This window comes from Bernardetia sp. ABR2-2B, assembly GCF_037126435.1.
In the GTDB taxonomy this organism is placed as follows: Bacteria; Bacteroidota; Bacteroidia; order Cytophagales; family Bernardetiaceae; genus Bernardetia.
Map to the genome: position 1 here is coordinate 289736 of NZ_CP147020.1, position 23378 is coordinate 313113.

At 33.4% G+C, this 23378-nt stretch carries 11 protein-coding genes; 9 read left to right on the top strand and 2 right to left on the bottom strand.

Translation table 11 applies throughout. From position 1 onward, the window contains the following. Positions 1-8 precede the first annotated feature (8 nt). From WAF17_RS01205 to WAF17_RS01215, 3 genes are all read left to right on the top strand, one after another. Positions 9-887, top strand: a complete 879-nt coding sequence (locus tag WAF17_RS01205) for a DUF4238 domain-containing protein (protein ID WP_338765226.1) — start codon at positions 9-11, stop codon at positions 885-887. A 140-nt stretch (positions 888-1027) separates the two neighbouring features. Further along, positions 1028-1489, top strand: a complete 462-nt coding sequence (locus tag WAF17_RS01210; RefSeq protein WP_338765229.1) for a hypothetical protein — start codon at positions 1028-1030, stop codon at positions 1487-1489. Positions 1490-1793: 304 nt separating this feature from the next. Further along, positions 1794-2642 carry a M23 family metallopeptidase gene (locus WAF17_RS01215; RefSeq protein WP_338765231.1) on the top strand — a complete coding sequence of 283 codons (849 nt, stop codon included), beginning with the start codon at positions 1794-1796 and terminating at the stop codon, positions 2640-2642. Between the two features lie 383 nt (positions 2643-3025). On the opposite strand, the gene WAF17_RS01220 is transcribed toward WAF17_RS01215, so the two are convergent. Beyond that, positions 3026-13798: a T9SS type A sorting domain-containing protein gene (locus WAF17_RS01220; protein WP_338765233.1), complete on the bottom strand. Its 10773-nt coding sequence runs from the start codon at positions 13796-13798 to the stop codon at positions 3026-3028. 472 nt (positions 13799-14270) lie between these two features. After that, the gene (locus WAF17_RS01225; RefSeq protein ID WP_338765236.1) at positions 14271-16442 is read right to left on the bottom strand and encodes a hypothetical protein; all 2172 of its coding nucleotides are present in this window, start codon (positions 16440-16442) and stop codon (positions 14271-14273) included. A 331-nt stretch (positions 16443-16773) separates the two neighbouring features. On the opposite strand from WAF17_RS01225, the gene WAF17_RS01230 reads away from it, so the two are divergent. From WAF17_RS01230 to WAF17_RS01255, 6 genes are all read left to right on the top strand, one after another. Further along, positions 16774-17733 carry an AEC family transporter gene (locus WAF17_RS01230; RefSeq protein WP_338765239.1) on the top strand — a complete coding sequence of 320 codons (960 nt, stop codon included), beginning with the start codon at positions 16774-16776 and terminating at the stop codon, positions 17731-17733. A gap of 431 nt (positions 17734-18164) precedes the next feature. Further along, a complete protein-coding gene (locus WAF17_RS01235; protein ID WP_338765242.1) occupies positions 18165-19565 on the top strand; it encodes a tetratricopeptide repeat protein in 1401 nt (466 codons plus the stop codon). Between the two features lie 232 nt (positions 19566-19797). Beyond that, complete coding sequence (gene purQ / locus WAF17_RS01240; RefSeq protein WP_338765244.1) at positions 19798-20499, top strand: phosphoribosylformylglycinamidine synthase subunit PurQ; 702 nt, start codon at positions 19798-19800, stop codon at positions 20497-20499. A 14-nt stretch (positions 20500-20513) separates the two neighbouring features. After that, positions 20514-20960 carry an SRPBCC domain-containing protein gene (locus WAF17_RS01245; RefSeq protein ID WP_338765247.1) on the top strand — a complete coding sequence of 149 codons (447 nt, stop codon included), beginning with the start codon at positions 20514-20516 and terminating at the stop codon, positions 20958-20960. Positions 20961-21125: 165 nt separating this feature from the next. After that, a complete protein-coding gene (locus WAF17_RS01250) occupies positions 21126-22313 on the top strand; it encodes a methylmalonyl-CoA mutase family protein (protein ID WP_338765250.1) in 1188 nt (395 codons plus the stop codon). A gap of 204 nt (positions 22314-22517) precedes the next feature. Beyond that, complete coding sequence (locus WAF17_RS01255; protein WP_338765252.1) at positions 22518-23333, top strand: CRISPR-associated endoribonuclease Cas6; 816 nt, start codon at positions 22518-22520, stop codon at positions 23331-23333. Positions 23334-23378 lie beyond the last annotated feature (45 nt).

The window sequence follows — 23378 nt, forward strand, 5'->3', positions numbered from 1 at the left end:
ACAGCTATATGACAAACAGACATCATTACTTACCCGAGTTTTACATAAAAGGCTTTGTTAACTCTGAAAATAAAGTCTATGTATATGATAAAGCAGAAAATAAACTTAAGAAAAAACTGTTTAGTCCAAAACAAATCTTTTTTGAATGGAATAGAAATACATTGCATATTGAGAAAGGTGATACTGATTTTATCGAAGAACTCTATGCGTTCTTTGAAGCTAAAATAGCTCCTGTATATAATAGAGTTAAAAGTCAAAGTGGGAGTGTTCAATATTACATTGAAGATGTTTTTTATTTACTAATACTAGTGTCTTTAACCTATTATAGGTTACCAAAAAATGATAAAGATATTGAAAAATTCATATCTTCTTCATCAAGTAATGAATTACTTGTGAAAACCCTTGATAAGGAAAGTAATCAGACAATTACAAACCAACATTTATATAATGAAATGAGAAATAAAGTAGGTTTTACAGAGATTTATAAATTAATAAAACCGTTGAATGATTTTATGTTATTGGATATACATAAAAATATTGAAAATTGGAGAATAGCTAGTTCTAGTAGAGAAACTAGCTTACATTTATTAGGAGATAGTCCCATTGTGTTCAAAGATAAGCCAAGCAATAATAATATTTTAGAAACTCAGCTAGTTTTTCCATTAACCAACAACATGAGATTGTATTACCATAAGGGAAAGAAGATACAACAAATCAAACCAGAATATATTTTGGATATTGATATAATGATTTTCTTGCAATCTGAAAGATATGTAGTTGGAGCAAATAAAGAATATTTGGATGTTATAAGTAAACTTGCTCAAGAATATAATGACAAAGAAAAAATTGAATTTTTAAGAAGTGAAATTTTTAAAATATTTGACTAAATATTATTTTTTATATATTTTCTATTTTATTTTTGATTTTTTCCTTATTTTTACTAAAACAATTAACTAATAACAAGTTAGAATTTATATCTTCTTTAAAGATGAGGAGTATTATATTTTTTAAAATAAAATCCAAAATTATGAAAAGGTCAATTTTAGTCATATTATTTACATTTCTAAGCTCTTTAGCTTTTTCTCAAACAACTATTAAAAGTGATTTTAAAGTAAAACTTAGTTGTAGTCAAAAATATGGTTTGACAACAATTGATGGCGACTTTGTACTAACAGTAACCTATGATGACAATACGATTGGTTTTAATACAAGTGAAGGACAAACAATGACTTCTTATACAGTTGCAAAAAAAACAGATAAGTATATAATTCGAAAAGATGAAAGTGGAAATTATGCTTTTTATGACATTAAGAAAAAACAGTTTTTTTACATTGATTATTTTATGAGTAGATATACAACTGCTGGATATGGGGCTGGCTATTCTGATATTAAACAGACTATATTAAAAATGATGGATTTATTAAAAGACTCAAAAACACAAAAAGATGTTATTCAACATTTAATTAATCAAACCGAATATGATTTTTAATATAAAAAAATAGTTGGGCATTGTCTATTGACTACGACCTATCAGTTTGGCAAATCTTCAGATTTGCAGGTCAAGTAGGTATTTTTGTGTTTGCTCTCTTAAAGGCTTTTTGCTTTTGAGGGAGTTTTTTGGTTTTCAATTAGTCAAATCATATCTAAAAAATAGCTAAATTTAGTACAATCAGAGTAATAATTTATGTATTTTTTATATAGTCCTCAAAAAATACGTATTTTTGTGATTCATTTGAGATTTTTATCTGAAATAAAATCTATAATAATCAAACACTAATTAATAAAAAAAGACTTTGAATCAGAAAAAAACATTTTGGCAGTGGTTTACGCATCATTATTTGATGGTATTTCGTGATGAAGAAAATTTTGAAAAACTAAGAACTATTCGTTTCAACTTTGCACGAGTTGTGGTTGTTTTGGCTGGTTTTGTTTTGCTTGTTTTTATACCTTCTTTTTTTTTAGCAAAAGCAATTGCTGATTATCAAATTTCTACTTCTGAAAATCCACAAGCTAGGCTTTTTAAGTTAATGGAAAAATCGGATTCTTTGGAAGCAATCGTGGCAGGACAAAATGAATATTATGAAAACCTAAGGCAGATTTTGGGTGGAGATATTCCACAACAAACTATTTCGGAAGATTCTACTGAAAACACAATTAACTCAGAAGATTTGGATTTGGAACAGATAGATTCTATTGATTTAGCTTTCAGAAAACAATTTGAAAAGGAAGATTCTAAAACAAAAGGATTACGAACTTCGAAAAGTGAGTTACAACAAGTTTTATTTTTCTCTCCCATTTCTGGAATTGTTACTAATAAATATAATTCAGCTAGTTCGCATTTTGGAGTGGATGTAGTTGCACCAAAAAATGAAGTTATTAAGGCTGCTGCTGACGGAACAGTTATTTTGTCTTCTTGGACTCAAGACTCTGGACATACATTAGCGATTCAGCACAAACATCAATTGGTTTCTTTTTATAAACATAATTCTGTTTTGCTCAAAAAAGTAGGTGAAATAGTTAAGGCTGGCGACCCAGTTGCTGTCATTGGAAACTCTGGAGAACTTACAGATGGTCCTCATTTGCATTTTGAGCTTTGGTATGAAGGGAATCCTGTTAATCCACAAGATTTTATTTCTTTTTAATTGTATGGTACTTTAGTTCTGCTACTGCTTTTTATGGAACACAGATTTTACGAATTATACAGACTGACAAAGATTTTTTTTATTTGAATACATCAATTTCAAGTTATAGATAATCATATTTTCATTGAACTTTTAACTGATACCAAAATAAAAGTTGAGTACATCTCGTTCAAGTATATTGCTTGGACACTCTCTTTAGTCAGCATATGCTGACAGATTAGACACAAGATAGAATCTTGCGCCAGTAAAAGGGAGGTTTAATATTTATATTGGTATAACAAGAACGATAAAAATACCAAATACTATTTTTCATAAAAAACAAAAGCCTTTTATCATTTTTGATAAAAGGCTTTTTTCGTGAACTTATAGTTATAGAATATTAATTATTCAACTATAAATTTCTTTGTAATTGATTCTGTTTGAGTAACAAAACGCAAGAGGTACGCTCCTGCTGGTAATACTTGCATAGGAGTAATGATTATATCTGCACCTCCTTTTTGTACATTTTGTTGGTGGACAATTCGCCCAGTCATATCTACAATTTGAATTTGTGCGTCTGTGGTCAGTTTTCCATCAAGATTAAGGTAGAAACGTGCGCCTCCATTTGGATTTGGATAGAGACTAACCTTACCTTGTATTCCACTTATTTCTTTCTCAAATAAAATACTTCTGACAGGAGAATATTTAAAAGTACCATTCAAATCAAACATTTGTAAACGATAATAGGATAGTCCTTGATAAGGCTCTGCATCCCAAAACTGATACTCAAATGTTCCTTCAAGTCCTGTTCCTTTTGCATTTACACGACCTAAAGAACCGAATGTGTTTCCATCTTGACTACGCTCAACCATAAAGTGAGAATTATCTATTTCATTCGTTGTCTTCCAGTCTAATTTTACTGATTCTCCTTCTACTTTGGCATCAAAGCTAAGTAAGTCTAATGGTAATGGGTTAAAATTAGTAATAGAACCCAATGTAAAAGGACTAAACGTACCAACTTTAGCTTGACTAACAACAACTCCTTGTGCAGAAGCATTAGTATATCCACCATTTAATCTATTTTGCCATATTGGAGTTGGGTCATCCCAACGAAGAACTAAAAGCCCTTCTGGCTGATAAGCAACACTTCTAGCAGCTTCCCAGCTCAAATAAACAAAGGCATCATCGGCAGCACCCTCATTATTTATCAACCAATACTCTACATTACTAACTACTTGAATTGAAGGTTCTTTCAAATCTACATCATAACCATCAAGAGTAGGAAAACGTGGGCCTACATAACGAGCTTCAAAAACGGATGTACTGCTATTTCTTTCACTTAATCCAGCAGGAGCATAACTTGTTCCGTTTCCAATTGGGAACATAAAAGCATCATCTCCAATTTTTTGAACTTTACCAACTACATGGCTTACATTACTAGGACCATTAGCTGATAAAGGACTTGCAGCAGAAGTAGAAATCCAACCTGCAGTAGAGTATGTACCAGAACCACCTATGGTAGCATTCCTCTCAAATACCATCATTCTTGTGCTATTTGTTCCTAAAGCAATATCATCAGGAATAAAAAGACCAGTATTGAATATAGTTTGTCCATTTTCTTTGATAGTAACATCATCTATCATACGGAAACTTCCACCAGTTGAACTTGCTTCTAACTCAAAGAACTTTTGGGCATTTGTAGTAAGGCGTTGTTCTGTTGTACCATCTAAAATAACTCTTCCTTGCTGAGAGTTGAATACTCCAGTAGGTTGGCACGTCCAGTTTTCTGCTAAATTGATATTAAAATTAGAAGCTGTTGTTTCTAATGTGTTATTATTTTCAATGAGCAAATCTCCTCTTATTACAACGTTTCCTAATAGGTTTTTAGTAACTGGTGTACCTGCTGCACTACGTAAAATAACATCTCCATATATTGGATTATTTATTTCAGTTGTTGCAACTCCTGCTCCACCTGCGATGTCATTCCCTGTTACACTAGAGTTATAAATCACGATACTTTTTGTAGCATCTCCATCACTTAAATTCGAATTTCCTCTAGTAAAGTCTGTTGGGAATAATGTTGCTTCTGTTGCTGTACCCAAAACAAGTTCTGAACCGTCTTCAATTAAAAGGTTATTAGTAGAGTTTCCAATAATTTGTATTCCTACATCTTCGAAGCGAACTCTGTAATGAACTGTCAAATCGCCATCTACAGTAAGTGTAGTATTTGTAGCTGTTACTGGAGTAGGAGCGATTATCTTAGGAACATTTGCACCAGCAGCCCCATATCCAGAAGCTAAGAATAAATTTCCATAAATAGGCTCACTTGATACAAATTGAAAAGGAGCAACTGTTCTACGAGACTGATAACGTACATTTGAGTTATCATCTAAAATAATTCTAGCTCTTTCATAATTGGTAGGGAATACTGTTTTTAAACCTGTATTGTTCAGCCCTATATAAAGACTAGCACCATCTTCCATAGTCAGTAATCCTGCTGCTGTACTTGTGCTTCCTGTAACTTGATGTTGCCTATCTTCAAAGCGGCTACCTCTTCTGATAGTAAAGTTATTACGAATACGAGTAGGAGCTTGAAGTAATTTACGAGCAGTAAATTCATTATTTGATTGAATAATCAGATTGTAATATGAATCTGTACCCACTGCAGCACCATTCAACCCTGCACCTCTTACTCTTTGGATTAGTCCGCCTCCTCCTGCATTGTAGATTACAGTAGTAAGGTCATTCAAAACAATAGTTCCAAAAGTGAGAGGAAACTCTGTGGCAATATCCGTAGGTGCATTTGTACCTAAAGTAAGCATACTTTCTCCTAAAGGTGCATCGCTATTCATCGTAACTGATTTTGAAGCAAGACCAGTAATTTGGTTTCCTTCATCAATCAGATGATTTCTTGGATTTATTAATAGGTTTCCACGAATATCTGCCGTTAGCCCTGCATTTGTTCCTGCTGGGTCTGGTCTGAAACGTTTTTCTACTAATGTTGCATCAATAGAATTTGGTGCTGTTAGCGTAATATTTCCATAAATAGGCTCATTAGACATAAACTGATTTACATCTGAATTATAGATTGTTTCGTGGTCATTGGCATCTAAATCAATATTTGCTCTAACAAAAACAGTAGGAAACAGTGTAGCTACGGTTTGATTTCCGATTATTAGTTGAGAATTTGCTTGTGCTTCTAACCTTGGAGTTGTTACTCCAATAATTTGATTTCCATCATCTATTAAGCTATTGAAATTTTCAATACGCAGTAGTAAACTTACTCTCATCTCAGCATCGCTCAGAAGGTTGTGTCTAGTAACTGTTTTTGGAATAATTGTAGCTAAACCTGTAGCTCTTAATATTGCTCTAGAGTATGTAAAACCTGCTGTAACTTCTTGTGGAGAACCAGCATTATAAACAATAGACGATTCACCTCTCAAATCCATTTTACCACCTGTAGCAAGGTCATCTAATTCACCTGCATTTGTAAACTTAGGAAGAGTAGTAGCTATATTATCTGCAACCACATTCGTTGCGCCATAAATAGATTCAAACTCCGTACTTGTAGGAGGGAAAGTCATTCCATCTGGTTCAAATCCAGAAACAGGATAAGTATTTTGTGTAACATCTTGATTTGTTCCTAAAAACAGAGCCGAGTTATCATCCATACGAAAACGGTTGCCTTCAGCAAAGTCATTTCCTGTAATTTGGAATCCCATATCACGGATACGCTGATCATCATTGATAAAAAAATCTCCATTGATGGTAGCACTACCTGTAAATCTTTTGGTATTATTTCCTCCTCCTACAGCACTATGTAAATATAATGTTCCGTAAGTCAGTCCACGAATAAGTTGGTCATCAGGACAACGATATTCTACAATAGATGCCTTATTCTGGTTCACAACATCGTTTTGAGGAGTATAAACATTATTAGCAAAGCCATTGGGAGTTCCACTTGAAAGAGTAACATTTGCACTAAGATAACAAGTTGGAAATGTAGTTGCTCTGCTGTTTACACCAAGACGTAGGAGTGTATTATCATACATATAAACTGTTCCTGTAGTATTTCCTCTGACTTGAAAGCCATCATCTTCAAATCGCCCACTTACAATATGAAAATTATTATAGATAGATACTGTTGTGTTGAGTTCTGCTCCTCTATCAAATCGTTTTTCAATGGTAAGATTATAAAAAGGACTTCCACTACATCCAGTTAGTGCTACTGGGTCGGTACATTCAGAACACGCAGCTCCTGTTTGAAAGTCATTTATTTCAATATCTGCATCTGGGTTGCCATAAAAAGTTACTGTTCCTGTTCCAGCAATAAAACGTCCTTGTGGCAATGAACCTGTAGGAGCATTTACTGTCCAGTCATGGTCTAATCTAATATTTTGATTGTTGGAAATCAACTCTCCATAATTAATTATCAAATTTCCTCTTCCACCACCGTTGAGTCGCATAGAATCCAATAAAGACCAGTCATCTACTGGAGAATCAAACTCTACAGGACCATTAAAACGAGAACCATTAGAAAGTATTGTTTTAGATTCGGCAGTAGATGTTCCTCTGAACTCTGTCAAGCCTTGAAACTGATTCCAATTGAGACGAGTAGGAAAGTGTGGAAAACGTAAGTTCCCATAAATTTGCAAAACGTGTATATTATCTCCTTGTAGACGAGGACGAAAACCTGAGGTTGTAAATATTTCATCTTCCCATATCATATCTTTGCAATAAGAGAAAAAGTTATCCAGTGTTACAATATCATTATCAGCTCCAAAAGAGTTTTCATCAAAAATAACATTATCGTTTGGTGTAGGAATACAACCTGTTGCTGTACCTCCAGAAGATAACGCCCAGTGATTGAGCTGCTCAGTTGGGAGTGTACCGTTTAAATCATTCCAATTTCCTGAATGATCACCCAAACCATTCTCTACCCAATAATATGTTGTCCCTGTTACAGCACCAACAAAAGTAATACCTACGTTATTTGCTATATTTACAATAGGGTCTGGAGATGCTTCTACCGTGTTTGCACTTGTGTTCTCAATATCTTGAACAAAGGTAAAGTTGAGATTAGTATTAGTAGAAACTAAGTGTGGATTTTGAAAATCAATTTCTGCACGAACCGTAGCAAGGTTTGAGCGAATACTAATCCACTGGTCACAGGAAGTGCTTCTTGCATCCATAAATCCTGTAATCGTTGTTACACCATTATTAGCTGCTGTTCCATCACTATTTGGAAAGTTTACGACATCAAAACGAGTAAGGTTAAGATTATCTATCGTAAGGTCATTATTGAATGTCAAAACATTATTTTCCCCTACATCCATATCTCTAATTACAGATACATCAGCGTTTTCAAAAGTAATACGGCTATCATTTCCTGTAATAAACCTAGTTCCTGCTGGAGCTGGAGTAAAGTTTGATCCTCTACGAAAACGTACTTGTGTTGTTGCATTTCCACCTGCTGCTTCTCCAAACTCTACTTGTGCATGAAACTCTGGACGAGCTTGGAAATCAATAAATGCTTGTTGTGCTGCTGTTGATGCAATAAATAATGTACTTATAAAACGAGCTGTTGTAGAGCCATTACCATTAAATACAATTATATTTCTACCTCCAAGAAAATTAACGGGCGCACGGAATATATTGGTTCGATTTCCTCCCCCTGCTGTAAACCTTGCTCTGCCTACTGCTGAAAATGTAAGAGGAGCAGTAGCTAAAAACTCATTATCTCTGTGTAAACGGACTGCATTTCCGTTGTTAGTTGTACTTGCTATCGTAACAGGTTGTTGAAATTGGTTATCTCCAAACCAATCTATTCGTGTATTTTGCCCAAAATTAACTGTTCCAGTATATAAGTTAAGTAGTGGAGCTGCATTAGTTACTCCTCTAAAATCTACTAAAGAAGCATTGGGGAAAGTAATATTTTTATATGTTTTTGGAGCATCTCCATTCATATTGAATATCAAGCCATCTTGTAAAACTGTAATATCTCTGAATGTAATTCGATTCAAATTATTTTCTATATTAGAAGAGTTTACATTTATTGAGTTCCCAGCTACTGTATTATCAATAAATAGATTAGGAATTGTCTTGGCAGCCTCTCCCATTTCTAAATCAATATCTCCAACTCCCGTAATATGAAGTTCAGAAGTAGCCGTCGAACTCAATACAAAATTAGTAGTATTACCTCTAAAATCTACAGCTAAACCTCCATCTCTAGTAGCATTTGCAACAGAACTATTTAGGTTTAATTCTCTTGTTGGGTCGCCTACTCCATTCGCTATTGTAAAGACATCAATGATTCTTGCTGTTAATTGATGATTTGAAGCACTTGTAGTAAATGTTCCATCTACTAAATTGAAAGTTTGAGCTGTTTGAAAATCATCTGCAAGTTCCCAAATGCCTGTTCCTACTGTATTATCATAGAAAGTAGTAACTCCATTGAATACTTGCCCATCAGAAGCAATTATATTTGTTCCTGTATTGGTATTTCTAAAGAGAGTTTCCCCTGCAAATGTAAAGTTGATAGCATTGATAAAGGTAAGAGAACCTCCTATTTGTAGATTAAATGTGGCTGCACCTGTAAAAATAGGTGTTCCTGTTGCACCTGTCCAAGTCATATCTCTTGTTTGTGCATCTACGTCAATATTTACAATTTGATTATTTCCTCCAAACGAATTAGCATCAAAAAACACATCGTCATTTAATGTTGGAGGACACTCTCCTGTTTGCCCACCAGAAGCCAAAGACCAGTTGTTTGGGTCGTTCCAATTCCCGAATGCAAAATCTGTTGTACTTGCTCCTGTTGCTGCTGCTGGATTTCCATTGTGTACCCAGTATAATGTTCTTAGAGTGATAGTTGAGAAGTCTATTCCTGTATTATTTCCTCCATCTGTACCACTATTTACAGTTACTACTGTACCAGTATTATTAATATCTGTTACTATAACGTTTTCCCAAGTTTGAGCAAGAGTAAAGTTTACAGTTGCTGCATTTCCTGCTGTTGAGGAACGAATAATAATTGGAGTAAGACAGTCTGCGATAGCTACAAAGTTCCCTGTAACGTCTGCATCTGCATTTGCACTAAATTCGAACGTAACTGCATCTGCTAGAGTAACATTTGTAAATTCATTAGGTGGTCCTGAAGTATTTTGAAGAGAAAATAAACTTCCTGCTCCTAGTGTAACATCTCCTTGAAAACGATTACGTCCTGTTCCTGTAAAACGAATACCAGTTCCTGCTGTTCCTCCGACAGTAAATGTACTTTGAAATTGGTCTTGTCCAATAAAGTTAGCTTGAGAATTTGTTGCAAAAGTAATGGCTTCTTCGAATATACTACGGTCATTAGTAGCTGAATTTGCTTCAAACGTCGCATTTACTCCAACATTAAAGGATAAAGCCTCTGTATATGTCTTTGGAGAAGTTCCTGTTAAATTAAAAAGAACATTATTATCTTGTAAATCAATATTTCTAAATGTAATTCTATCTCCTCCATTGTCAGTATCAATAGTTACATTATTATTTTGAGTAACAATAATATCTGGAAGTTCTTTTTGTTCTGACCCTGTATAACCTTCTACATTTGCTCCACCACTTGTAAGGCTAAAAAAGCTATTTGCATTTGGATTTATAAAATTGAAATTAGCATCATTTCTAAAATCAAAGGTGAGTCCTGTTGCACGAAGTGTAATTTCAGAATCTCCAATATCTAAAGAACCAGTAGCTCCATTTGCATCTAAAATACGGATTTGGATAGAATTACTATTTGTGATAATATTTCCATTTTGGAGTGTTAATCTACCGAAAGGAACTTCTTGAGTAAGATTAAAAGCTGATAGAAGTGTCCAAGAAGCTGTTCCTGCAATAATCATTTCTTTATTTTGATCAAAGAAAGCTCTTTGAAAACGTTTGCTATTTGTATTTTCATCAGGAATACCCCAATCAATAGTATTGTTTGTAGTTGCTACTGCGCTTGGGATAGCATTGGTGGCAGCAAAATAAATATCTCTAATTTCATTTGGGTTTGTTCCTCCTGTACCAACACTCATTCCATTTACAAAAGTAAGATTTCCACCTACTGTAAGGTCAGCATCTTCTCCAATAGATTGTAAAAAAGGGTTGTTGGTTACATCTGACCAATCCATATTTCTACAAAAGGCATCAGCATCCATATCTACAATTTGTCCTGCTGCTGAAAATGAATTATCATCAAAAAACACATTATCATAAATAGTAGGAGGGCACTCTCCACCTGCTCCACCAGAAGTAGCTGACCAATTTACAGCATCATACCAGTTACCGATGCTACCTGCACCTGCTACACTATGTACCCAAAATAAATCTCTACTTACAGCATTTCCTGTAATGTTGGTATTTCCACCTACTGCACCGTTGCTGATATTGGGAATATTAGTTGTCGCTAAAATATGATTAGCATTTACGCCATTCCAATCTTGAGGGTTTGCAAAATCTACTGTTGCTTGTGTAGGAGGATTATTCGAAGTGAGTATAACAGGGCTCGAACAAGAACCTAATACATTTATATTCCCTGAAATAGTAGAGGTTGCGATAGAGCTAAATGCAAAAGTAGCTCCTTCATTCATGTTGATAGTTGAAAATGAGTTATTCGAAGCTATTGGTGTATTACTAAATGTAGCAGTTGCCGATGTTCCTAATGTAAAAGCACCTATAAAAGTATTATCTCTTGCACCACCTGCCAAGAATATCCCTGCATCACCAAGTGTAACTGTTCCAGCAAAATTATTATTTCCTGCCGTTGTGCCAAAATCAAGTGTGCTGCCATCTGCTGCTGTAATATTTCCAGTTATGGCATATCCACCATTAAAATTTGTAGTTCCTCCTGTTGCTATTACAATATTATTGTTTACTGTATTTCCCAAATCAGTTGCCACTCCATTTATTGTGCTTGTAAGAGTGTTTCCAATTGTAATTGTATTATAGACTTTAGGAGAAGTTCCATTTATATCAAAAGTTCCGTTATCTGAAACAGTAACATCTTGAAATGTAATTGTATTTACATCAGAACCTGTATTAATTACTCTAGCTCCTGCGCCTGTATAATCAAGGTTAGAAATGGTTTTGGCTAAAGTTGCTGTTTCTATTGTAGTATTATCTCCAGAAATAGTTATTGTACTTGTTCCAGAATTTAGTGTAAAGTTTGTATCATTTCTATAATCTAAAACAGTAGTAGAAGCACCTGTAAGTGTAATTACTGAAGAACCTAAGTTAAGATTTCTAGTAGGTGTAAGAACATTATTTGTAGAAAGTGTTCCAGAAACTAAGTCTTGATTGTTTGTATTTAGTATTCCAGAATTTAATAATGTTTGATTTTGAACTAAGAAAGCATCTTGAAGTGTCCATTCTCCTGCCGAACCTGTTTGAAAACGAACTCTATTCAAACCTTTTCCATTCGTTGTAATATTTTGTGGTGTTTCAGAAGCAAAAATCATTAACCCCTCAAATGTAGGAGCAAGTCCTGTTTGTGTCATTGCTGCTGCCAAAGTAAGCGAACCTGTAAGTGTAAACTCTCTTGCTACTGCCCCTGTAAGTGAAGGAGTATTTGTTACACCCGTCCAATCCATATCTCTACATGTCCCATCGATATCTATTGTTACTGTTTGCCCAGCAAGTGTAAAAGAAGCTGCATCAAAATTTACATCATCAGTACCTGTAGGAATACATTCTCCACCAGTTCCTCCACTTGTCAGAGACCAATGTGTTTCATCCGACCAATTTCCTGTATCGCCTACCCAAAATAGAGTTCTTCCACCTGCTGTGCCATCTGTAAAGTTTCCTGTCATGACGACACTAATACTATTAATGGTTACATTTGCTCCAGTAGAATTAATTTGATTTACATTTACTCCACTCCATGTTTGTGGGTTTGCAAAATTAACAGGGGCTGTAAATGCACCTGTTGCTGTAAGAGTTATAGGATTAGAACAATTTCCATTTGGTGTAAATGTGCCTGAAACTGTAGCTTGACCTCCAGTAGAAGATGAAAATGCAAATGTACTTCCTTGCTCAACAGTAACATTCCCAAATGCAGCGACATTACCATTCGAAAAGTTAGTTGTAGTAGTAGCGTTTGCTGTAAAATCTCCTATAAAGTTATAACTATTTGTTCCTTCAAAATCAATGATTCTTGTTGCAGCAATAGTAGTCGTGCCATTTACAGTTAGCGAGTTAGCTGCATTGAAAGTAGCTCCAGCTACATCATAGTCGAAATTAAGAACAGATGCTACTACATCTAAAGTAACTGTTCCACCTGCCAAGCCAGAAGCTGCATCAAAATTTACATTATCAGTAGCTGTTGGGGTACATTCTCCACCAGTTCCTCCACTAACTAACGACCAGTTTGATTCATCATTCCAATTTCCTGTTCCTCCGACCCAAAATAAGTTCCTATTGGTAGTATTATCTGTGATTCCTGTGCTTGTAGCAATTGTACCACTTTGTAATGTTACACCTCCCGTAGCTGCTATATTTGTAACGTTTGTATTTGTCCATGTAGCTGCTCCTGTAAACGTAATATTTGCAACACCTCCTGTAGAATTTATGGTATTTGGAGTGGAACAAACACTACTTGAAATAAAATCTCCTGCAATTGTGGTGGCAGCATTGGGCGTAAAACTAAATGTAGAGCCATTATCAATACTGATATTTGCATCAAAATCAACAACATCAGAAGTCGTGAAACGAGTGATAGAAGCTAAACCTCCTGTATAATCTCCTGCAAAACTGTATGTATTCGTTCCTCCAAAAGTAATAGTTTGTATAGAAGAGTTGGTAGAAGTTCCATTGATGGTCAAACTATTAGCTCCATCAAAAGAAAAAGCATTTCCACTAAATGTGAAATTATTGGCTACAGCAACAATATCTAAAGTTACTGTATAACCTGCTGTACCTGAGTTTCCATCAAAGAAAATATTATCTGTTGCTGTTGGTGCATTTGGATGGAAAGTAGCACCTCCAGAGGTAGTTGCCCAATGAGTTCCAAAGTTACTCCAATTTCCAGAACCTCCTACCCAAAAAAAGTCAGCAGCATTTGCTTGAAAAATAAAAAAGAAGGTGAAAAGTAGGAAAAAAAGATTTCGACTTCTTTTTTTAAAAAAATGTAATAAAAATGTATTGGTGTTTTGCATAACTTTTTTGTTTTGATACTTGAAATGGCTATATGGAGGAAACGTACTAGTTTTAATATTAAAAATAATAATAAGTTAAATTTTATTTAATCAAGTTGGTTTGTGAAAGTAGTATTTATGACTTAATACTCTTACTTTATACACAAAGATAACCATTCTAAATGTCTTTCGGCTGTTCTTTGTTTGGTTTTATTTGAAATTTATCTTTATTCTTTAGTAAAAAAGAAATACTTGAATAGTTATATAACTCAAAAAATGGACGGTATCATATTTTTTGCTATTATTTAATTCAAATTAATACCACTTTTCAGTTTGTGAAAAGTATTTTTATAAATATTGAGACCCAAACAAGATTAGGAGTAGAAATTAAATAAATTGACATTTTTAATTGTGTAATTAACTAGTAGTCAGAAGTTTAATTCGTAATTATTCCTTATACCTTTACTAAAAAGATAAATGAGAAGATCGAAATTTATTTAACAAAAATCTGTGTAGTATCCTTTAAATTTTCAAGAATAATATCACTTCTTCTGATTGTACCATCAGCTTCTTTATAATTTTTTCTGTAAAATCTATATTTTTCTACACGATGACGAGCATTTTCAGGAGGCATAAAATCAATTGTTTTTTCCTCTATATTTATTTTTCCTTTCCAAGTAGTAAAACGGTCTTGAGGAATTGAGTATGTAAAAATATATTCTCCATTTTCTTCTCTGACTGCCAAAATTTCTATTCTACTATTTTTGAGTTTATTGAGTTCGGTATGAAAAACCAATCCTGCATATTTTCCAATAAGTTGTTCTGGGTTTTCTACTTTATCACTAATAAATGTTTTTTCTTCTTGGCTAGAATCTGTGTTAGAAAATGAAAAAGTAGATTTTGGAATAGTAATAACTAAAATGATAGCAATAGCTAAGACTGCAAACAAAATTCCTGCGACCAAGAAAGCGCCAACTCCTTTAGGCTTACGTATCTTTATTTTTCGATTGTCTAAAAGAATTTCTATATCTGATTTCGAATAATGAAGTTTGTCTCCAACCTCCAAAATTTCTTGAAAAGATTCTTGTGAAAGCATCTTACCCTTTAATCTATCTTGAAGCTCAAAATCTAGAATTTCTTCCCTTGTCTGTAATTTTAAGTTTCTTTGACGAAAAAAAATACTTAACTCTCTCTCAGAAAAGCCATTTTGCTCGGCTACGGCTAAAAGTTGAGGATAATATTCGCTTGGAAAAAAACGACCTACTTTCCTTCTATCTACATTTGTTTCTAAAAGTTCACGAAGTGGCAAAACTCGTATTCCTGCTGTTTTCAAACGCTGTTCAAATTCATTTTCACTAATATCTAATTCTCTTGCTTTTATACGCAAACCTTTCATTTGCTCGGTTGAAAGTAGCTCGTCTTTAGCTAATTTCTGAGCTTGTCCGAGCAAAATTTCTAAAGAAGGCAATATTTCTAACCCGTTTTTTTTGATTACTTTATCAACAGTTTCTTGATTCCAATTCTGAGAACTAACATGTGAATTCCATATTTTTTTGGGTAGAAAGTATTGATAGATTAAAAACTCAGGAATAGCTTCTTTAATTAAAGTTTCTTCTACTAAAATAGGTTCATCTTTTTCTTGTTTATCTAAATAACCTTTTATTCCTCGTAAAATATAACGACTAGCTTCGTCGTCTGTGAGTGTATGAACTGTATAATTTCTGTGAATAAGTAGTGCTTTTAGTTCAGATTGCAAAAGTAAATCTCCTACTAAATAAACTTCTGAATCGGTTTTGGTGTGTTCGGCTACTTTTTCTGCAAGTTCTCTATCTTGAATACGTAATAATTGAACTTCTTGAGAAACTATTGTAGCCGTAGCTCTTGTTCCGTTGGATAACCTAACTGTAATAAAGCTTTGTTTTTCATCTCTAATCTGATTTAACCATTCTTCTGCTCTATGAGAATGCAGAGCTACTTCTTCATCCATATCAACTCCTGTCGGTACTTGTTTCATTGCTTTTTGCAACACAAATTTTACAAGTTCTCTTTCAAAATCCCAATCTGAAATATCCTGTAATTTCTTTTCGGTAATATCTAGGCTCAACGCACCTTCTGCTTGAGTAAGCATTATTCTTTCTCCAAAACTCTCTATAAAAGTCAAAGAAGACTTTGAGGCTTGTAGTTTGAGATTTTTCCCTTCGATTAATGATTTAATATAGGATTGATGAGGGAGAATATGAAATCCTTTTTTTATGAAATAAGCATTGAGTTTGTCAATTAATAGCTGTGAAAAAGCAGGAGAAAAAACACAAAGAAGTGGAATGACACCTTGAAAATTAGGCGAGAGTCTTTCAAATTCTATTTTAACATTTTCTACAATACTATCAAACAATTTTTCATAAGGATGCGAAGCGCCTAACCAATCAAATGTTTTGTTTTGCTCTATCCCATATGCAGGATGACGAAGCGTATTTACAGAAGAATCCAAGTTCTCATAATGTTTTTTCGAAATAGGCTTAATTTGCGTACCTATTTCAAAAAAAAGGTCTGTACGTTCTTTTCCTTCGTAGGGGATAGAAAGTAAGTTTTGAGAGTTGTAAAAAGCTGCACTACAATATTCTTCAGTAATTAAAAGGCAAATTGTAGAAGTAGAATGGGTATCCATTGAAAGTTGAGAGAGAAGTTGAGCAAAAAATAGAAAAATAATCAATCAAAGTTACAAAAAAAGCAGTTTTGATAAAGGATTGTTTAAACAAAAAGCAAAAACTTTTAACCTAACAGCACTAGAATCTATTTTATTTCTTTGAGGTTGTTTAAGAATGATAGATTTTTCCTTAGAATTAGGTTTGTAAACCTAATTCTAGGGAAAATAACCCAGCCTTTGTTGGTATTTTAGCCGTAGCGACACCAATAAATACACGTATAAATCCTATTCTCAAACAACTTATTTATTTAAAAATTACTTTTGTGCATTATTTACTTCTAAAAAAAATATATTGGAAAATTTACTCTTAATTTTTGCTTGTTTGGGTTTGGGTTTTGTATTCAAAAAAATCTCTATTTTTCCAAAAAATACACACAAAGGAATAAATACCTATATTATTTGGGTTGCTTTGCCTTGTCTTGCACTTGTTTATATTCCAAAATTAGAACTTTCAGTTTCTTTAATTTGGTTGGCATTAATGGCTTGGATAGTTTTTGGTTTAAGTATTTTGTTTTTCAAAGTAATGTCAAGCATTTTTAAATGGAATAGACAAACAGAAGGCTGTTTGGTCTTGGCATGTGGACTTTGCAATACTTCTTTTGTTGGCTTTCCTTTGTTAGAGTTTTTATACAACTCCAAAAAGCCATTACAATATGCCATCGTTTGCGACCAAGCAGGTTCTTTTTTGGTTGTCGCTACTGTCGGTTTGGTTGTCGCTATGAGCTATGGAGGAGACAAACCCACAGCAAAAATTATCTTGAAAAAACTTTTTTATTTCCCTCCCTTTTTAGCTTTTTTGGTCGCTTTAGTAATTCTTCCTTTTGGTGGAATAGAACAGTTTTTTGCTTATTTTTTATCAGAAATAAATGGTTTAGGGCAGCTAGGAGTAACTTTAGAAAATGTATTGATAAAATTAGCTGCTCCTTTAGTTATTTTGGCTCTCTTTTCAGTAGGACTTCAAATAGAGTTCTCAAAAGAAAATTTGAGATTACTGAATCCTTTCTTTTTTGGTCTTTTATATAAGCTTTTCTTTGCTCCTTTAGTTATTTATTTTTTATATTTGATTACCTTTGCAGAGAAAAACTTAGCCTTTGATGTAGGAGTTTTGGAAGCTGCTATGGCACCTATGGTAACAGGCGTTTTGTTGGCACAAGAATACAAGCTCAACCCCAAATTAGGAAGTTTTTTACTTGCCATTGGTATTCCACTTTCTATCCTTACTGTTTATCTGTGGTATTTATTTTTGAGTTAAAACTCGAAACTGGCAAAAATGGTAGATAAAAAGAGTTTATTCAAAAAGGTTTAGTTGTTGTGTAAATAAAGTTAGATTTTAGAATTTTTTTTAAACTAATTTTTTATTAATTTGTAGTTGTATATAACTTAGAATATGAAATTTTTATTCTATAAACCTGTTTAAGAATGATTGTTACTGCTGTATTTTCTATAATAGGTCAGTCTCGTAGAGCAGACCGTTTGGTAGTGTGTTTCAGATATTTTTAGTTTGCAGTAGATGGTTTGTCCTTTGGGACTGACCTATTTGAAGTTATACATAAAAACTAAATTCCTATTCTTAAACAACTTTTCTGAATAAATATATTTTAATTTTAAATCGTAAACTAAATTTACGTAATTCGTTTGTTGAATTTTCGTAATTGATAATTTTTAATTCGTAATTGATAAAAAATGATAAGCAACTCAAGAAGAGAAGAACCAAGCATTTCGATACTAGAATTTGAACGTCTGATAAGAGAAGGAGAAAGCTTTTTCTTCGAAGTTGATACGTATGAGTTTCTTTTAGAACATTATAGAAAAACAGGAAACATTGAAAGGTTATTTTCAGTCTGTGATATTGCACGTTCTCAACATCCTTTTTCGGTTAATTTTATAGTCGAAGAAGCTAGAGCGCATATTATTAATAACGATTTTGATAAGGCAAAATCTACTATCGAAGAAGCAGAAGCACTACAACCCACCGAAATTGAAGTCCAACTAACAAAAGCGTGGATTTTTCAAGAGTGTTTTAAGTTTGATGAAGCTGCTAAAATCTATAAAAAAGTCTTGCCTCTTACAGATGAAAAAGAAAAAGATGAAGTTTTGTATCAAATAGGAAGTTGCTACCAAGCCAAAAACGACCTCAAAACAGCTATTAAATATTATAAAGAAACATTAATTCAAAATAAAGGACATAAAGAAGCATTATACGAACTTGCTTTTTGTTATGATGAATTAGATGACTTGGAGGGAAGCATTGTTTTCTACAAACAGTTTATTGATAACGACCCTTATTCTGCCGAAGCATGGTATAATTTGGCTCTTATTCAAACTCGTTTGTCGCTTTTTAGAGATGCTATCGTGTCCTATGATTATGCTTCAATTATTGAAGAAGGGTTTTCTTCTGCCTTTTTTAATAAAGGAAATTGCCACATGAATTTGGGGCAATATGAGGAAGCATTAGATTGTTTTATCCAAACTTCAAAACTAGAACGTCCAACAGCCGAGCTTTATACGCACATTGGAGCAGCTTATCAAAAATTAGATAAGTTTGCAGAAGCACTTAATTTTTATAGAAAAGCATTAGATTTTGACCAAGAGTATGAAATGGCTGCTTTTGGTGTAGCTGAATGTATGGAAGAGCAAGAACGCTGGAAAGAAGCTGTTCATTTTTATCAAAAATCACTCCGAAAAAACAAAAATATCGGAAGTGCATGGTTTGGAAAAGCTCGTTGTGAATATCAACTTGGAAATATGATTTCGTGTATGGAAGCCTACGATAATGCATCACGTATAATGAGTGAAAACGTAGATGTTTGGCTCTCATGGTCGCATGTGTATTACAAAGAAGATTGGTTTGATAAAGCTATTGCAATTGCAGAAGAAGCACTAGAGATTATTCCAGATTCTGCTGAACTTTTATACCGTTATGTTGCTTATTTGATGGGAGGAGGGAAATATAAAGCTGCCGTTATGGCTCTTGAAAATGCGATTTTAATAGCTCCAGAAGATAAAAATTATATTTTAGAGTTTTTTACAGACTTAAATACCCAAAAAGCGATTTATCAAATTATTGAGCAATTAGAAAATTAAATATAACGTACTTATCGTTTAAAACATTAAAATACAGGAGTTTGAGCTATCAAATTCCTTTTCTTTTTCGAAAGAATAAAAACACATTGGCAATCCTTGATAAAATATGTATTTTTGTAAAAGTTGTTTAATAAAAATGAAATAGACTTTGTTGATGTTTTACTATAATGACACCAACAAAGATACTAGCAAAATAAAATCACATCATTTTATCCACTTACCCATTTTTTCTATGAAATTCGGAGTTATTGTTTTTCCAGGTTCTAATTGCGATCACGATGTATATTCTGTTCTTAAAGATACTTTCAAACAAGAAACTGTCAAACTTTGGCATAAAAGTACCGACCTTGAAGGTTGTGATTTTATAGTTGTTCCAGGTGGATTTTCGTACGGAGATTATTTGCGTTCGGGTGCGATTGCTCGTTTTTCTCCTATTATGAATGAAGTGATAAAACACGCAGAAAATGGTGGATATGTTTTAGGAATTTGTAATGGCTTTCAGATTCTGACAGAAGCTCATTTATTAGATGGGGCATTGCTTCGTAATAATAACCAAAAGTTTACTTGTAAAAACGTATTTCTTCAAGCTACTTCTCAAAATAGTTTGATTACCCAAAACACAGACCCAGCAAAAGCATATAAAATTCCGATTGCTCATGCAGAAGGGCGTTATTATGCTTCTGATGCTGATTTGAATAATCTGATTGCTAACGACCAAATTTTATTTCGTTATTGCAATGCTGATGCTAGAGTTACAGAAGATAGTTGCCCAAATGGCTCATCAATGAATATTGCTGCAATTTGTAATAAAGAAAGAAATGTCTTTGGAATGATGCCTCACCCAGAACGTGCAGCTGATGATATTTTGGGAAACACAGATGGAAGAATAATTTTTGAATCAATTTTACAACTTGTAAGCCAAACTCAAGAATAATTATAACAAATCAAATGTCAGAAAAACGCCCACAAGTTTATACTCAAATCACGATACAGGCTTCTAAAGAAAAAGTTTGGAATACACTTTTAGATTTTGGAAGCTACCCCTCTTGGAATATGTTTATCAGAAAGATAACTGGAAACTCTGAGTTGGGTGGAAAAATAAAAGCTAAAATGTACCCTCCTGCTGGTTTGCCAGTTACATTTGATGGTACAATCTGTCGCAATATTCCTAATCAAACACTTGCTTGGAATGGGTATATGGTAGCGAGTTGGCTTTTCGCACCGACACATATTTTCGAAATAGAAGAGAAGTCTGAAAATGAGGTTCTTTTTATTCATAGAGAAGAATATGAAGGTTTTATTATTCCTTTTATCAAATTTATGTTGCCTACGCTTATAGGAAAAGGATTTGAAGTAATGAATAAAGATTTGAAGCGGTTTGTAGAGTCAAATTAATAGGTCAGTCCCAAAGGGCAGACCATCTACTGAGACTAAAATAACTACAAACGGTCTGCTCTACGAGACTGACCTACATAGCAAGTTAGTAAAAATGTCTAGTAGTATGGAATTGAATATTTTGTATTCATTAATCACTAATCATTGAAAAGTTAATCATTAATTATGTTTACAGATAATTTTGAAAGTCAAAGTAATAAAGCAAAGTCAGGTTCATTGAAAAAGCAGTGGCTTGAGACTGCTACCAAATTTTTGAAAGGAAAGCCCTATCAAGAATTAGATTGGGAGTTTTCTGAAGGAATTTCTGTCGAGCCTTATTATACAAAAGATGAAAAAGATAACTCTGATTTCTCTCATTTACAGATTCTTCAAAATAATCAAATTGCTTTAAACGACCCTGTTTCTGTGCCTCGTTTTTGGTATAACCAGCCTTTTGTAAGAATAGACTCTTTAGAAAAAGAAGAACTAGAAAAAGCAAATAAGGAAACCCGTAGGATTTTGATGAGTGGAGCAGAAGGAGTTATTTTTGATTTACAAAGTATCGCAATTAATGATTTTGATGAAAAGAGTTTTGAGTATTTGCTTTTTGAAGTAGCTTTGCCTTATTGTGCTATTAGTTTTCAGATAGATATAAAAGAAGATGTTTCTTTACGAGATTTTTCTAAAAAATATACAGATTATGCTCGTGATAGAGGATTTGATGTAACACTACTTACAGGTGGTATTCTTCATAACAAAAATGTAGAGCTTTCTAAAGAGACATTAGCGTTTATTTTGGATACAGATATAAAATGTAGATTTCACCCTATTTCTCTCTATGTAGAAAATGGAAAAGATGATGCTCAAGCAATTGCAGATACTCTTTTTAAGATAAAAACATTAGTGGATAATTCAAATAAATCTATTCTTCAAAACATTGAATTTATCATTCAAGCAACTGATAGCTTTTTTGTTACTGTCTCAAAGATTCGTGCTTTGCGTTGGCTTTTGATTCAAATATACGATTTGTATGAAGTAAGCTATAATCCCTACATTCATTCAATGACTTCAAGAGGAACAGACGAAAAAAGCTTAACAGATGAGAACTGGAACTTAATCCGAAATACAACACAAGCATTTTCTTGTATTTTGGGTGGAACAAATGTACTAACAGTAGTATCACATCAAGCTGAAAGCTCTGAAAATACCAAAGCTTGGGCAGCTCGTATTGCTCGTAATGTTTCGATTATGCTTCGTGAAGAATCTTTTATAGATAAAAATGTAGACCCAATTTCGGGTTCTTATTATTCACAGCAGATGACAGAAAAACTAATTGATTCAGCGTGGACGAAGTTTCAAGAAATGCTAGGTTAAGCAAAATAGAGATTGCTTTATGAAAATAATCTCTTAAAATTGTATTTTTTATAGTTTTATTTTTTGAATAAAGAATTATTCTAAAATCATAGACTCAAATCTATTTTTTCTTTAAACAAAAAGGGCTACATAGCGTTCCCAATTAGACTTACTTAATAGTTACTTATTTATTTTTATTTCAACCATTTTTTAAACTGTTGGATTTTGAGAGTTCGAATAATATTTGATTTGCGTAATAGAGGTGCAGTTTTGCCCTTCTATCATCAACACCTTTTTTCAGGATTTATTAAAGACTTACTTACAGATACTTCTTTTGGAGTAGATGATAATTTATTCTATAATTTTTCTGGACTTAAAGGTCAAACACGAGTAAGCCGAAAAGGCTTACATTACTGCTCACGAAAAGTTACATTGGTTCTTTCTGCGCTTCGTACTGAGGTAATAGATGAGCTTTTGGATAGTCTTTTTAGTAGAGAAAAAATACAAATAGGAGAGCTAGAATTAGTTCCTGAAACTGTAGAACAAGAGCTTATGCCAGAGCAACGAGAGATGACAAAGTATATTTGTATTTCTCCATTAGTAGTTTCTAGTCCTCGTTTTCATAGAGATACAAAAGAATTTATTGTACCAAGTATGGACAAATTTTCTGACCTTCTGTATGATTCTACACTTACCCGTATGGAAGAGTCTGGACATTATACTGATGTTGAGATGGCAGAGTTTTATAAATTTCAACTTGTTCCTGACCGTCGTTATTTAGAAAAAATACAAAAAGAGGAAAAGAAATTTGCTCGTATTTATCCACTTGACGGACAAGGAAGCGAAGTAGAAGTAAGAGGCTACACATTTCCTTTTGTGCTTTACGCACACCCACAGGTTCAGAATTTTATTTGTAATTGTGGCTTAGGAGAATATACTGATTATGGCTTTGGAATGCTAGATTTTGCACATAGTGACCCCACACAGCGTACAGAAGCTTATGGTAAATATGGGTACAGTATAGAAAAAAATAAGAAATAGTTTAGTTTTTTATTTTACGAGATAATTACACAAAAGACTACCTTC